The following is a 14,315-nucleotide window of genomic DNA, read 5'->3' on the forward strand; positions in this document are numbered from 1 at the left end:
TGACGACAGGCAGCAGCGTCACCCCGTGGCGTGGAATGTGTAAAACCGACGTCTGACCGCCGTTACGCCTTAATGCAACGCCTTGCGGGCGAAGTCACGCGGGCGAAAACCAAACAGCAACAGACAGCCGAAATAGGTCACGACCCCGGCCAGGATCAGCGCACCCAGGCGCAGGAAGCGCTCGAGCATCTGCCCTTCGGCCCAGGCCGGCATGTAATGCATGCCTACCAGCAATACCGCCGACATCAGCAGTACCGCCACCACCAGCTTGGCGAGGAACCTGGCCCAGCCCGGTTGTGGCTGGAACAACTGCTGCTGGCGCAGCTTCCAGTACAGCAAGCCGGCATTCAGGCAGGCACCCAGGCTGATGGCCAGGGCCAGGCCAGCGTGCGCCAGGTGGGTAATAAATGCCAGGTTGAACAGCTGGGTGCAGACCAGGGTGAAGATGGCGATCTTCACGGGCGTCCGGATGTTTTGCTGGGCATAGAAGCCTGGGGCCAGCACTTTGACCAGAATGATCGCCAGCAAGCCCACCGAATAGGCGATCAGCGCACGCTGGGTCATGGCCGCGTCGAAAGCGCTGAATTTACCGTACTGGAACAGCGCCACGGTCAGCGGCTCGGCAAGAATCGCCATGGCCAGGGTGCATGGCAGCACCAGCAAAAAGCACAGGCGCAGGCCCCAGTCGAGGATCCGCGAGTACTCGTGGCGGTCGCGGTTGGCGTAGGTCTTGGCCAGGGTTGGCAGCAGGATGGTGCCCAGGGCCACCCCGAGCACGCCGGAGGGCAGCTCCATCAAGCGGTCGGCGTAGTACATCCACGACACTGAGCCGGCCACCAGGAACGAGGCGAAGATGGTGTTGATGATCAGCGAGATCTGGCTCACCGACACCCCGAGGATCGCCGGCAGCATCTGTTTGAGCACCCGCCACACGCCACTATCGCGCAGGTTCAGGCGCGGCAGCACGAGCATGCCGATCTTCTTCAGGTGTGGCAGCTGATACAACAGCTGCGCCAGGCCACCGGCCAGCACGCCCCAGGCCAGGGCCATGATCGGCGGGTCGAAGTACGGCGTGAGGAACAGGGTAAAGCCGATCATCGCCACGTTGAGCAGGGTCGGCACGAAGGCCGGCACCGAAAAGCGGTTCCAGGTATTGAGGATGGCCCCGGCCAGCGACGACAGCGAGATCAGCAATATATAAGGAAAGGTCACCCGCAACAGGTCGGTGGTCAGCTGGTACTTCTCGGTGCTGTCGACAAAGCCCGGCGCCGTTACCCACACCACCCAGGGTGCGGCAAGGATCCCCAGGGCAGTCACCAGGGCCAGCACCAGGGTCAGCAGGCCGCTGACGTAGGCGATGAAGGTACGGGTCGCCTCCTCGCCTTGCTGGGTCTTGTATTCAGCCAAAATTGGCACGAACGCCTGGGAAAACGCGCCCTCGGCGAAGATGCGCCGCAGCAGGTTGGGCAATTTGAAGGCAATGAAGAAGGCGTCGGTGGCCACGCCTGCGCCGAACACCCGTGCCAGGATGGTGTCACGGACAAAGCCCAGCACCCGCGAGATCATGGTGATGGAGCTGACCGCGGCCAGGGATTTGAGAAGATTCATCGAAAGTTTTTCACGCCTGAGGATAAAGGGCTGTGCCGCAACGCGCCCAGTTGTGCGATACTCCGCGCCGCAACGCAAGCAGAGCAAAAGCTCCCGAGTTTACAGGTCGTACCGCAGAAGGGAATCACTCCCTTGTACAGAACGACCACTCAGCGGAACCATGCAAGTGCCCTTGACAACCGATCAACTCATCGGCATGATTCGCGGCCTATTTTGTTTGCTATTTACCAAGTCTTTCGAGGAGCTCGACGGTGGCCAACTCACCTTCCGCCAAAAAACGTGCAAAACAGGCTGAGAAGCGTCGCAGCCACAACGCCAGCCTGCGTTCCATGGTTCGTACCTACATCAAGAATGTAGTTAAAGCCATCGACGCAAAAGACGCCGAAAAAGCGCAAGCTGCTTACACTCTGGCTGTTCCAGTTATCGACCGTATGGCCGATAAAGGCATCATCCACAAGAACAAGGCTGCTCGCCATAAAGGCCGTCTGAATGGCCACATCAAGGCGCTGAAAGAAGCTGCAGCTGCCTAAGCGACACGCTTGTTGAAAAACCGACCCTAGGGTCGGTTTTTTATTGCCTGTGATTCCTGAGATTGACCTTTAACCCTGTGGGAGCTGGCTTGCCAGCGATCGACCGCAAAGCGGTCGCAACCCAGGCAACACCAGATGGGTAGCCTGGACCGGCCTCATCGCTGGCAAGCCAGCTCCAGCAATGGGCTGCAATGCAGCCCAGGGTGTTTGTTACTTACCAATCTGAATCTTCGGCGCCCACTGCAGCCATTCATCCTCGGCCTTGTCGAACAGGGCGAAGGTCTGCTGTGGACGAGCCGGGTTACCCATCTTCTCGCCGCCCGGCGTTGCAAAGGCAATCCCGCCCTCGATCAGGGTCTCCAGCGACTCGGTACGCACCGTTGCGCCCTTGAACAGGCCGATGTCGAAGCCAAATCCGCTGCTGTTCCAGAAACGGCTACCACCGCGTACCAGCGCTGCGTACCTGGGCTCGATCAGGATATGGATCAGCACCCGGTCGGCCGTCTGCCCCAACTCGAAACCGGTGACCTTGCCCACTGGAATCTCGCGGTAGGTCACTGGCACGCCCGGCTTGATCGAACCCCGCCGCGGGGCGCTGAGCACCAGCGCCAACCCGGCTTCGCGCTCGGAGAAGTCCGGCGCCTGTGGCAACGCATTGAAGTTGAGCTGCGGCCCTGCGCTCCTGACTGCCGGCTGCACTTCCAGGTACTGGCCGGTGACCAGGGTTTCCAGGTTGGCGGTCTTGACGATACCCAGGGCCGGCTTGACCACCCAGAACTGCGTACCTTCGCGGGCAATGCGCTCCGGCACCTCGGTGATCCGCGCCTTGAGCAGCACCGCCTGCAGATCCTTGGTCAGGTCGACCTGCTCGACCTTGCCGACATCCAGGCCCTTGAAGCGAACCGGCGTGCCAACCTTGAGGCCGTCTGCGCGATCGACACGGATGGTCACCGTGGTTCCGCTGCGGTTGGCTGCTTCCTGGTTTTCATGCAGGAGGAAGAACGGAATACGGCGTTTGAGCGCCACATTCGGGATTGGCGTGTCGAAGGCAATACCGCCGGCCATCAGGCTCTGTAGCGATTCACTCTTGATCTGAATGCCCGACAGGCCACCGCTCAGGGTAATGCCGCTGGCATTCCAGAAGCGCGTCGAACCGTTGACCAGGCCGGCGTACTCTTTCTCGATATGCACGCCGATCAGCAGGCGCTTGCTCTTTTTGGAGAACTGGTAGCTCTGCACCGTACCGACCTTGACCTGACGGTAGAGGATCGGGCTGCCGACTTCCAGCGAACCGAGGTTGTCGCTGTACAGCACCAGGTGCAGCCCGGGCGCCTTAAGGTCCAGTGGCGGCGCCTTGGCCCGCGCCTCGAACTCACGCTGCGGGGACGCGCCCTTGTCGCCCGGGCGAATGGCAATGTAGTTACCTTTGACCAGCGCTTCCAGGCCGGTGATACCGGCGAGGGAGATCGACGGTTTGACCACCCAGAACTGGGTGCCGTCGACCAGGTAATCTTCGGCCAGCGGATCGAGGGTCAGATCGGCCATGGCACTGGCCAGGTCGGCATCGACCTTGAGGGTCTTCAACGAACCAACCTGGATACCTTTGTACATCACCGGGGTACGCCCGGCCTGCAGGCCCTCGAAGTCGCTCAGCTTGACCTTGACGCGAATCCCGGCCTGGGCCGCATCGAAGTCTTCGTACAGACGGAACGGTAAGCTCGGATCAGTTGGCGGGCTGTCCTTGCGGTGCTCGGGCGTGGCGAAGGCGATACCGCCGGCGACAATACTGGCCAGCGATTCACTACGGACCTTCACCCCGGAAAGGTCGGCATCGATGCTGATGCCGCTGGCGTTCCAGAAGCGCGTATGTTTGCGCACAAGGGCGGCGTAAGCCGGCTCGATGTACACCTTGACCTCGACCGTGCCCTGGTCTTCGGCCAGACGATAGCTCTTTACCCGGCCAACCTGGATCTGCTTGTAGAACACCGGACTGTCGCGATTGAGCGAGCCCAGGCGGTCAGCCTTGAGGGTCAGGTGCAGGCCTGGCTCGCTGTCAGACAGCGGCGGCGCCTCATCCAGCGCCTTGAAGCGCTTGGTCGGCTCGCCTTGCCCAGGGCTCACGGCAATGTAGTTACCCGAAACCAGGGTCTCCAGGCCGGTGATCCCGGCCAGGCTGACACTCGGCTTGACCAGCCAGAAGCGGGTGCCGGTATTCAGGTGCGGCTCGGCTTCCTTGTTCATCTCGATGGTGGCGATGACCCCGGTATTGTTGCCCTTGGCATCCAGTACCAGCTCTTTCACCTTACCGACCGACATGCCCTTGAAGACCACTTCGGTCTTGTTGGCGACGATACCCTCACCGCTTTCAAAGCGGACCTGGATGTTCACCCCTGACTCGCGATAGGCCTGCCAGCCAAGCCAGCCACCGATCACCAGAGCGATCAGAGGCAATATCCATATGGCCGACCAGTTCGAAGCTGGGCGGGTTTTAGCCGTAGGCAAATCACTCATGGTCGTCATCCGACTCCGTGTTATCCCAAATCAGTCGGGGATCGAAGGTTACTGCAGCGAGCATCGTCAGAATCACCACACTGGCGAAGGCGACGGCGCCCAGATTGGCTTCGACACTGGCGATCCTGCCGAAATTCACCACCGCCACCAAAATGGCGATCACGAAAATATCCAGCATCGACCAGCGTCCGATGAATTCGATGAAGCGGTACATCAGGATTCGTTGCCGCGCCGACAACGGTTGGTGGCGCTGCACCGAATAAAGCAACAGGGCAATACCCACCAGCTTGAAGGTCGGCACCAGGATACTGGCGATGAACACCACCGCAGCGATCGGCAGCATGCCGTGCTTCATCAAGGTAATAACGCCGGACATGATGGTGTCCGGGCTGCCCTGGCCCAGCGCGCTGACGGTCATGATCGGCAGCACATTGGCCGGGATGTACAAAATTGCCGAGGTGATCAGCAACGCCCAGGTTCGCACCAGGCTGTTCGGCCGCCGCGCATGCACCACTGCACCACAGCGGGTGCAGGTTTGTGCGTCACTGTCTGGCTCCTGGCGATTCAGCTCGTGGCATTCACCACAAACCAGAATGCCAGCATCAATCGCACGCATGCAGGTCTTCCCCCGATAAAGCACTCCATATCTGGTGGGGCGACATCACCACCTCCAGCCACACCTGCACCAACAACAAACTGATAAAGCAGGCCAGACCCAGGCCGAGGCTCAGCTCCGCGAGATCGACCAGCTTGACCATCGCCACCAGCACGCCCATGAAATACACCTCGAGCATGCCCCAATCGCGTAGATGGTGATAAATGCGATAGAGCAGCAAGCCGTAACTGCGGCCAATGTTCAGGCGAATGCTCAACAGCACTACCAACTGGCATAACAGCTTGAGCAAGGGAATGGCCATGCTGCACAGGAATACCACCACCGCCACGCCGCGCATGCCGGTGTTGTACAGCCCGACCACGCCGCTCCAGACGGTATCGTTGGAGCTTTGGCCGAGCAGGTGCAATTGCATGATCGGCAGGAAGTTGGCAGGTACGTAGAGCAGCAAGGCCGCCAGCACCAGGGCCAGGCTGCGCGGGACCACATTGTGTCGATGGGCGTAGAGCTCGTAGCCACAGCGCGGGCAGTGGGCCTTTTCGTCCTGTTTGAGCACAGGCTTACGCATCAGCAGGTCGCATTCGTGACAAGCCACCAGGTTTTCCAGGGGCAGGTCGGCGAGCTGATGGGGGTCGGCAGATTCTGACATAGTGAACTTCTGAGTCAACGCGAGGGCGCTATTCTAACCGATGTAGGAGCGGGCTTGCCCCGCGATACCCTTCTGTCAGCCACATCGCATCGCGGGGCAAGTCGAGGCGTCGCACCGCCGCTCCCACAGACGCCATAAAGACAAAACCCCTACCTGCGTACGCAGATAGGGGTTTCGGAATTTAATCTTGACGATGACCTACTCTCACATGGGGAAACCCCACACTACCATCGGCGATGCATCGTTTCACTGCTGAGTTCGGGATGGGATCAGGTGGTTCCAATGCTCTATGGTCGTCAAGAAATTCTGTTGCCAGAAGGTCTTGTTTAAGACACTCCAGCGAATCGGGTATGTGATGTTTTGTGAGTTACAAATTCTCGGCTTTGCAGTCTTCACAACACCGCAATCTGGCTTTCGCTCAAATTGCTTGGGTGTTATATGGTCAAGCCTCACGGGCAATTAGTATTGGTTAGCTCAACGCCTCACAGCGCTTACACACCCAACCTATCAACGTCGTAGTCTTCGACGGCCCTTCAGGGAGCTCAAGGCTCCAGTGAGATCTCATCTTGAGGCAAGTTTCCCGCTTAGATGCTTTCAGCGGTTATCTCTTCCGAACATAGCTACCCGGCAATGCCACTGGCGTGACAACCGGAACACCAGAGGTTCGTCCACTCCGGTCCTCTCGTACTAGGAGCAGCCCCTCTCAAATCTCAAACGTCCACGGCAGATAGGGACCGAACTGTCTCACGACGTTCTAAACCCAGCTCGCGTACCACTTTAAATGGCGAACAGCCATACCCTTGGGACCGGCTTCAGCCCCAGGATGTGATGAGCCGACATCGAGGTGCCAAACACCGCCGTCGATATGAACTCTTGGGCGGTATCAGCCTGTTATCCCCGGAGTACCTTTTATCCGTTGAGCGATGGCCCTTCCATACAGAACCACCGGATCACTAAGACCTACTTTCGTACCTGCTCGACGTGTCTGTCTCGCAGTCAAGCGCGCTTTTGCCTTTATACTCTACGACCGATTTCCGACCGGTCTGAGCGCACCTTCGTACTCCTCCGTTACTCTTTAGGAGGAGACCGCCCCAGTCAAACTACCCACCATACACTGTCCTCGATCCGGATAACGGACCTGAGTTAGAACCTCAAAGTTGCCAGGGTGGTATTTCAAGGATGGCTCCACGCGAACTGGCGTCCACGCTTCAAAGCCTCCCACCTATCCTACACAAGCAAATTCAAAGTCCAGTGCAAAGCTATAGTAAAGGTTCACGGGGTCTTTCCGTCTAGCCGCGGATACACTGCATCTTCACAGCGATTTCAATTTCACTGAGTCTCGGGTGGAGACAGCGCCGCCATCGTTACGCCATTCGTGCAGGTCGGAACTTACCCGACAAGGAATTTCGCTACCTTAGGACCGTTATAGTTACGGCCGCCGTTTACCGGGGCTTCGATCAAGAGCTTCGCGTTAGCTAACCCCATCAATTAACCTTCCGGCACCGGGCAGGCGTCACACCCTATACGTCCACTTTCGTGTTTGCAGAGTGCTGTGTTTTTAATAAACAGTCGCAGCGGCCTGGTATCTTCGACCGGCATGGGCTTACGGAGCAAGTCCTTCACCCTCACCGGCGCACCTTCTCCCGAAGTTACGGTGCCATTTTGCCTAGTTCCTTCACCCGAGTTCTCTCAAGCGCCTTGGTATTCTCTACCCAACCACCTGTGTCGGTTTGGGGTACGGTTCCTAGTTATCTGAAGCTTAGAAGCTTTTCTTGGAAGCATGGCATCAACCACTTCGTCGCCTAAAGGCAACTCGTCATCAGCTCTCGGCCTTAAGATCCCGGATTTACCTAAGATCTCAGCCTACCACCTTAAACTTGGACAACCAACGCCAAGCTGGCCTAGCCTTCTCCGTCCCTCCATCGCAATAACTAGAAGTACAGGAATATTAACCTGTTTTCCATCGACTACGCTTTTCAGCCTCGCCTTAGGGACCGACTAACCCTGCGTCGATTAACGTTGCGCAGGAAACCTTGGTCTTTCGGCGTGGGAGTTTTTCACTCCCATTGTCGTTACTCATGTCAGCATTCGCACTTCTGATACCTCCAGCAAGCTTCTCAACTCACCTTCACAGGCTTACAGAACGCTCCTCTACCGCATCACCTAAGTGATACCCGTAGCTTCGGTGTATGGTTTGAGCCCCGTTACATCTTCCGCGCAGGCCGACTCGACTAGTGAGCTATTACGCTTTCTTTAAAGGGTGGCTGCTTCTAAGCCAACCTCCTAGCTGTCTAAGCCTTCCCACATCGTTTCCCACTTAACCATAACTTTGGGACCTTAGCTGACGGTCTGGGTTGTTTCCCTTTTCACGACGGACGTTAGCACCCGCCGTGTGTCTCCCATGCTCGGCACTTGTAGGTATTCGGAGTTTGCATCGGTTTGGTAAGTCGGGATGACCCCCTAGCCGAAACAGTGCTCTACCCCCTACAGTGATACATGAGGCGCTACCTAAATAGCTTTCGAGGAGAACCAGCTATCTCCGAGCTTGATTAGCCTTTCACTCCGATCCACAGGTCATCCGCTAACTTTTCAACGGTAGTCGGTTCGGTCCTCCAGTCAGTGTTACCTAACCTTCAACCTGCCCATGGATAGATCGCCCGGTTTCGGGTCTATACCCAGCGACTAAACGCCCTATTAAGACTCGCTTTCGCTACGCCTCCCCTATTCGGTTAAGCTCGCCACTGAATATAAGTCGCTGACCCATTATACAAAAGGTACGCAGTCACCTAACAAGTAGGCTCCCACTGCTTGTACGCATACGGTTTCAGGTTCTATTTCACTCCCCTCTCCGGGGTTCTTTTCGCCTTTCCCTCACGGTACTGGTTCACTATCGGTCAGTCAGTAGTATTTAGCCTTGGAGGATGGTCCCCCCATATTCAGACAAAGTTTCTCGTGCTCCGTCCTACTCGATTTCATGACTAAGAGATTTTCGCGTACAGGGCTATCACCCACTATGGCCGCACTTTCCAGAGCGTTCCGCTAATCTCAAAGCCACTTAAGGGCTAGTCCCCGTTCGCTCGCCACTACTAAGGGAATCTCGGTTGATTTCTTTTCCTCAGGGTACTTAGATGTTTCAGTTCCCCTGGTTCGCCTCTTGCACCTATGTATTCAGTACAAGATACTCAGCTTATGCTGAGTGGGTTCCCCCATTCAGAGATCTCCGGATCAAAGTCTGTTTGCCGACTCCCCGAAGCTTATCGCAGGCTACCACGTCTTTCATCGCCTCTGACTGCCAAGGCATCCACCGTATGCGCTTCTTCACTTGACCATATAACCCCAAGCAATCTGGTTATACTGTGAAGACAACATTCGCCGAAAATTTGTAATGACTCACAAATTTTACCTTAGCCTGAACACACACCAGTGAAAGTGCTGTCCAGTCTATCTTTCTATCACATACCCAAATTTTTAAAGAACGATTCTGAAAAAGTTCAGAAATCAATATTCGATCCGAATATTCATTTCTAAGCTTTGACGTAAGGTGGTGGAGCCAAGCGGGATCGAACCGCTGACCTCCTGCGTGCAAGGCAGGCGCTCTCCCAGCTGAGCTATGGCCCCAACAAGAAACTGGTGGGTCTGGGCAGATTCGAACTGCCGACCTCACCCTTATCAGGGGTGCGCTCTAACCAACTGAGCTACAGACCCAGTTAAGAGCTGTTACCGATATCGTCTTCTTCAATGAATCAAGCAATTCGTGTGGGAGCTTATAAGACAGCTGATGTCTGTCGATTAAGGAGGTGATCCAGCCGCAGGTTCCCCTACGGCTACCTTGTTACGACTTCACCCCAGTCATGAATCACACCGTGGTAACCGTCCTCCCGAAGGTTAGACTAGCTACTTCTGGTGCAACCCACTCCCATGGTGTGACGGGCGGTGTGTACAAGGCCCGGGAACGTATTCACCGCGACATTCTGATTCGCGATTACTAGCGATTCCGACTTCACGCAGTCGAGTTGCAGACTGCGATCCGGACTACGATCGGTTTTGTGAGATTAGCTCCACCTCGCGGCTTGGCAACCCTCTGTACCGACCATTGTAGCACGTGTGTAGCCCAGGCCGTAAGGGCCATGATGACTTGACGTCATCCCCACCTTCCTCCGGTTTGTCACCGGCAGTCTCCTTAGAGTGCCCACCATAACGTGCTGGTAACTAAGGACAAGGGTTGCGCTCGTTACGGGACTTAACCCAACATCTCACGACACGAGCTGACGACAGCCATGCAGCACCTGTGTCAGAGTTCCCGAAGGCACCAATCCATCTCTGGAAAGTTCTCTGCATGTCAAGGCCTGGTAAGGTTCTTCGCGTTGCTTCGAATTAAACCACATGCTCCACCGCTTGTGCGGGCCCCCGTCAATTCATTTGAGTTTTAACCTTGCGGCCGTACTCCCCAGGCGGTCAACTTAATGCGTTAGCTGCGCCACTAAAATCTCAAGGATTCCAACGGCTAGTTGACATCGTTTACGGCGTGGACTACCAGGGTATCTAATCCTGTTTGCTCCCCACGCTTTCGCACCTCAGTGTCAGTATGAGCCCAGGTGGTCGCCTTCGCCACTGGTGTTCCTTCCTATATCTACGCATTTCACCGCTACACAGGAAATTCCACCACCCTCTGCCCTACTCTAGCTCGCCAGTTTTGGATGCAGTTCCCAGGTTGAGCCCGGGGATTTCACATCCAACTTAACGAACCACCTACGCGCGCTTTACGCCCAGTAATTCCGATTAACGCTTGCACCCTCTGTATTACCGCGGCTGCTGGCACAGAGTTAGCCGGTGCTTATTCTGTCGGTAACGTCAAAATACTCACGTATTAGGTAAGTACCCTTCCTCCCAACTTAAAGTGCTTTACAATCCGAAGACCTTCTTCACACACGCGGCATGGCTGGATCAGGCTTTCGCCCATTGTCCAATATTCCCCACTGCTGCCTCCCGTAGGAGTCTGGACCGTGTCTCAGTTCCAGTGTGACTGATCATCCTCTCAGACCAGTTACGGATCGTCGCCTTGGTGAGCCATTACCTCACCAACTAGCTAATCCGACCTAGGCTCATCTGATAGCGCAAGGCCCGAAGGTCCCCTGCTTTCTCCCGTAGGACGTATGCGGTATTAGCGTTCCTTTCGAAACGTTGTCCCCCACTACCAGGCAGATTCCTAGGTATTACTCACCCGTCCGCCGCTGAATCGAAGAGCAAGCTCTTCTCATCCGCTCGACTTGCATGTGTTAGGCCTGCCGCCAGCGTTCAATCTGAGCCATGATCAAACTCTTCAGTTCAATACTGCTTGGGTTTTGAGAAAACCCTAAACTTGGCTCAGCAATCTCAAATGACTTACTTTCAAATCTTTCGATTTTCGTGTAGCCACTTGTGATGCTGATAATCTTTTTGACTATCAGTCTGAGCTCACAAGCACCCACACGAATTGCTTGATTCAGTTGTTAAAGAGCGGTTGGTTAAGAGCTTTTCGTCTCAACCGAGGCGCGCATTCTACGCCTTCCTCAGAGTCTGTCAAGCGTTTATTTTGAAGTTTTTCAGAATTTCTCTTTCAACTTCAACCACTTGACTCGCTGCGATCTCTCGTCAGCGGGAGGCGAATTCTACAGCGTTTCAAACCGCTGTCAACTGCCTTTTTCACCGCTGCCGATCTTTCGATCGAAGCCCCTCCGGAATGCCCTGAAACTGCTAACTCGTTGAAACTCAAGGAGTTTTCAGTTCAGACTGCGCCGGAAGTGGGGCGAATTATAGAGAGATTAAATGGCGCGTCAAGGACTTATTTAAGCTTTTGTTGCAGGAGCTGCTTTACGCGTTACCAGCCGCGGGATTCGCCGCTCCAATGCGGGAATACGCAAGGCCAGCAGGAACACGCCAATAGCAGCGTAGACCGACCATTCCTTGAGGTCGGCGCGCACTACCCAGAGAAAGTGCAAAAGGCCCAGGCCCAGGATCGCGTAGACCAGTTTGTGCAACTTCTTCCAACGCGCGCCCAGGCGGCGCTGACTATACCGATTGGAGGTCACCGCGAGTGCCAGCAAGCCCACAAAGCCCAGCATACCGACGATGATGTAAGGCCGCTTGCTCAGCTCGATACCCAATTGCCCCCAATCCAGGCCAAGCACGAAGAACATGTAGGCACTCAGGTGCAGCACTATATAGGCAAAGCACCACAAGCCCAGCTGGCGCCGCGAGACGATCCAGCCCGCCCAACCGGTAAGGCGCTGCAAGGGGGTCATGCTCAAGGTGATCAGCAAGAAGGTCAACGCGCCCAGGCCCAGGCGATCAACCAGGATCTTGCCCGGATCCGGCCCAAGGGCTTGCATGGCCGCTTCATATAACCACCACAGCGGCCAGATACTGGCCAGGATGAAGATACCGAGTCGAAACAGTGGATAACGCATCAGTAGTTCTTCCGCAGGTCGAGGCCGCTGTACAGCCCTGCCACTTCTTCGGCATAGCCATTGAACATCTGCGTTGGCCGCACGTTGGGGCTGAACAGGCCGCTGGGCAGGCGCCGCTCACGCGCCTGGGTCCAGCGCGGGTGATCGACCTCGGGGTTTACGTTGGCGTAGAAGCCATACTCTTCCGGGGCAATCGCCTGCCAGGTGGTGCGCGGCTGCGCTTCAACCAGGCTGATGCGCACGATCGACTTGATGCTCTTGAAGCCGTACTTCCACGGCACCACCAAACGCAACGGTGCACCGTTCTGGTTGGGCAACTCGCGCCCGTACATGCCGACAGCGAGGATCGCCAGCGGGTTCATTGCCTCATCCAGGCGCAAGCCTTCTATATAAGGCCAGTCGATCAGGGCAAAGCTTGAGCGCTGGCCAGGCATGCTCTTCGGGTCTTGCAGGGTTTCGAAGCGAATGAAGCGTGCCTTGGACGTTGGCTCGACCTGCTTGAGCAGCGCCGACAACGGAAAGCCCAGCCAGGGTATGACCATCGACCAGGCCTCCACGCAGCGCAGCCGGTAGATACGCTCTTCCAGTTGGTAGGGTTTCATGAAGTCTTCCAGGGCATAGCGCCCGGGCTTGCCGACTTCACCATCCACCACCACTGTCCATGGCTCGGTTTTCAGGCTGCCGGCATTGGCTGCCGGATCGCCCTTGTCGGCGCCGAACTCGTAGAAGTTGTTGTAGTGGGTGGCATCCTTGAACGGCGTGATGGCTTCGCCCGGCGCCGTCACGGCTTGCCACTTGGTAGCGGCGAGCTTGTCGCTGAACCAGCCTGGCGCCCTGCCCGCCTCGACATCGGCATAGCGCGACGCGTCGGCAGCACCGGCCCACCGCGGCAGCGCAGTAGCGGCCAGGGCAGCCAGCGACCCGCCGAGAATGGCGCGGCGCGAGACATAAAGGGATTCGGGGGTGATTTCCGACTCTTTGCAATCGGAGGCTTTGGACAGCTTGATGAGCATGATGGCTCCGTAGAACTGGAGGACTGATGCACCAGTAGACTACGGAGCCCTAGCGAAATTACATCACTCGATGTTTTTCCGCCGACGCATGCGCAACAGGTATTGCACAGGGCCGGAGGCCGCATAGCCGAGGAACACCAGCAGCAGGATGCGCGGTGGGTCACTGAAGACTACCGCGAACACCAGCACCACGGCGAGGATCGCTACGAACGGCACGCGCCCCTTGAGGTCCAGCTCCTTGAAGCTGTTGTACTTGATGTTGCTGACCATCAGCATGCCGGCCGCAGCCACCAGCAGCGCCACCAGGAACGACAGCTTCGAACCCTGGATGCCATAGTCGCTGAAGGCCCAGACGGTACCGGCCACCACACCGGCCGCAGCCGGGCTGGCGAGGCCGATGAAGTAACGCTTGTCGGCCTTGCCGACCTGGGTGTTGAAGCGCGCCAGACGCAGCGCGGCACCGGCGACATAGATGAAGGCAACCATCCAGCCGACTTTACCCATGTCACCCAGGGCCCAGCCGAACGCGAGCAATGCCGGGGCAACACCGAAGGCGACCATGTCCGACAGCGAGTCGTACTCGGCACCGAAGGCGCTCTGGGTATTGGTCATGCGTGCCACGCGGCCGTCCAGGCCATCGAGGACCATGGCGACGAAAATGGCGATGGCGGCGAAGGCGAAATACTTGCTCGCTTCGCGCGGATCACCCGCACTGAGGGCCGCCTGGGCGCTCATGGAGTTGATGATCGAATAGAAACCGGCGAACAGGTTCGCAGTGGTGAACAGGTTGGGCAGCAGATAGATGCCGCGATGCCGAACCTTGCGTCCTTCGGCGTCATGCCCTTCTTCAACATGCTCATCGATCGGTAGCAGGCTTTCGGCGTCAGAGGCCTTGTTCGGCTCTTCGGGACGTTCGCTCATGGACATTACCTTGCAACGGTGTGG

The 14,315-nt window shown here is 57.0% G+C and carries 8 protein-coding genes, 2 tRNA genes and 3 rRNA genes; 1 reads left to right on the top strand and 12 read right to left on the bottom strand.

The annotated features are described in order from the left end of the window. Positions 1-69 precede the first annotated feature (69 nt). Positions 70-1,608 (bottom strand): murein biosynthesis integral membrane protein MurJ, encoded by a 1,539-nt coding sequence (murJ, locus tag BV82_RS22920; RefSeq protein ID WP_010220594.1) that lies wholly within the window; start codon positions 1,606-1,608, stop codon positions 70-72. A gap of 251 nt (positions 1,609-1,859) precedes the next feature. Between murJ and rpsT the strand changes: the two genes are divergently transcribed. Further along, positions 1,860-2,138, top strand: coding sequence for a 30S ribosomal protein S20 (gene rpsT / locus BV82_RS22925; protein WP_010220592.1), 279 nt, complete (start codon positions 1,860-1,862; stop codon positions 2,136-2,138). 210 nt (positions 2,139-2,348) lie between these two features. On the opposite strand, the gene BV82_RS22930 is transcribed toward rpsT, so the two are convergent. The 11 genes from BV82_RS22930 to pssA all read right to left on the bottom strand — a co-directional run bounded on the left by BV82_RS22930 (position 2,349) and on the right by pssA (position 14,291). Then, positions 2,349-4,649, bottom strand: coding sequence for a PqiB family protein (locus tag BV82_RS22930; protein WP_036996895.1), 2,301 nt, complete (start codon positions 4,647-4,649; stop codon positions 2,349-2,351). After that, positions 4,642-5,265 carry a paraquat-inducible protein A gene (locus BV82_RS22935; RefSeq protein WP_010220589.1) on the bottom strand — a complete coding sequence of 208 codons (624 nt, stop codon included), beginning with the start codon at positions 5,263-5,265 and terminating at the stop codon, positions 4,642-4,644. Before BV82_RS22935 ends, BV82_RS22930 begins: the two co-directional genes overlap by 8 nt. After that, on the bottom strand, positions 5,252-5,911 hold the full coding sequence (locus BV82_RS22940) for a paraquat-inducible protein A (RefSeq protein WP_010220588.1): 660 nt from the start codon (positions 5,909-5,911) through the stop codon (positions 5,252-5,254). Before BV82_RS22940 ends, BV82_RS22935 begins: the two co-directional genes overlap by 14 nt. 185 nt (positions 5,912-6,096) lie before the next feature. After that, a 5S ribosomal RNA gene (rrf, locus tag BV82_RS22945) occupies positions 6,097-6,212 on the bottom strand. A gap of 137 nt (positions 6,213-6,349) precedes the next feature. Further along, positions 6,350-9,239, bottom strand: a 23S ribosomal RNA gene (locus tag BV82_RS22950). A 214-nt stretch (positions 9,240-9,453) separates the two neighbouring features. Continuing rightward, positions 9,454-9,529 (bottom strand) — tRNA-Ala (locus tag BV82_RS22955). 10 nt (positions 9,530-9,539) lie between these two features. Next, positions 9,540-9,616: transfer RNA gene (locus BV82_RS22960), tRNA-Ile, on the bottom strand. An 85-nt stretch (positions 9,617-9,701) separates the two neighbouring features. Then, a 16S ribosomal RNA gene (locus BV82_RS22965) occupies positions 9,702-11,238 on the bottom strand. The 16S, 23S and 5S rRNA genes sit together here with 2 tRNA genes alongside, the layout of an rRNA operon. Positions 11,239-11,736: 498 nt before the next feature. Then, positions 11,737-12,357: a protein-methionine-sulfoxide reductase heme-binding subunit MsrQ gene (gene msrQ, locus BV82_RS22970; RefSeq protein WP_010223020.1), complete on the bottom strand. Its 621-nt coding sequence runs from the start codon at positions 12,355-12,357 to the stop codon at positions 11,737-11,739. Beyond that, positions 12,357-13,370 (bottom strand): protein-methionine-sulfoxide reductase catalytic subunit MsrP, encoded by a 1,014-nt coding sequence (gene msrP, locus BV82_RS22975; protein WP_010223019.1) that lies wholly within the window; start codon positions 13,368-13,370, stop codon positions 12,357-12,359. The genes msrQ and msrP overlap by 1 nt, the downstream gene beginning before the upstream one ends. 63 nt (positions 13,371-13,433) lie before the next feature. Continuing rightward, positions 13,434-14,291 (bottom strand): CDP-diacylglycerol--serine O-phosphatidyltransferase, encoded by an 858-nt coding sequence (gene pssA, locus BV82_RS22980; protein WP_010223018.1) that lies wholly within the window; start codon positions 14,289-14,291, stop codon positions 13,434-13,436. Positions 14,292-14,315 lie beyond the last annotated feature (24 nt).

The sequence above is a fragment of the Pseudomonas donghuensis genome (genome assembly GCF_000696345.2).
GTDB lineage: Bacteria > Pseudomonadota > Gammaproteobacteria > Pseudomonadales > Pseudomonadaceae > Aquipseudomonas > Aquipseudomonas donghuensis.

What these genes read in the sequence shown, in the direction of transcription:
- BV82_RS22940 (WP_010220588.1), bottom strand. Translation starts at nt 5,911, where the DNA reads ATGTCAGAATCTGCCGACCCCCATCAGCTCGCCGACCTGCCCCTGGAA.
- murJ (WP_010220594.1), bottom strand. Translation starts at nt 1,608, where the DNA reads ATGAATCTTCTCAAATCCCTGGCCGCGGTCAGCTCCATCACCATGATC.
- pssA (WP_010223018.1), bottom strand. Translation starts at nt 14,291, where the DNA reads ATGAGCGAACGTCCCGAAGAGCCGAACAAGGCCTCTGACGCCGAAAGC.
- BV82_RS22935 (WP_010220589.1), bottom strand. Translation starts at nt 5,265, where the DNA reads ATGCGTGCGATTGATGCTGGCATTCTGGTTTGTGGTGAATGCCACGAG.
- BV82_RS22930 (WP_036996895.1), bottom strand. Translation starts at nt 4,649, where the DNA reads ATGAGTGATTTGCCTACGGCTAAAACCCGCCCAGCTTCGAACTGGTCG.
- msrP (WP_010223019.1), bottom strand. Translation starts at nt 13,370, where the DNA reads ATGCTCATCAAGCTGTCCAAAGCCTCCGATTGCAAAGAGTCGGAAATC.
- msrQ (WP_010223020.1), bottom strand. Translation starts at nt 12,357, where the DNA reads ATGCGTTATCCACTGTTTCGACTCGGTATCTTCATCCTGGCCAGTATC.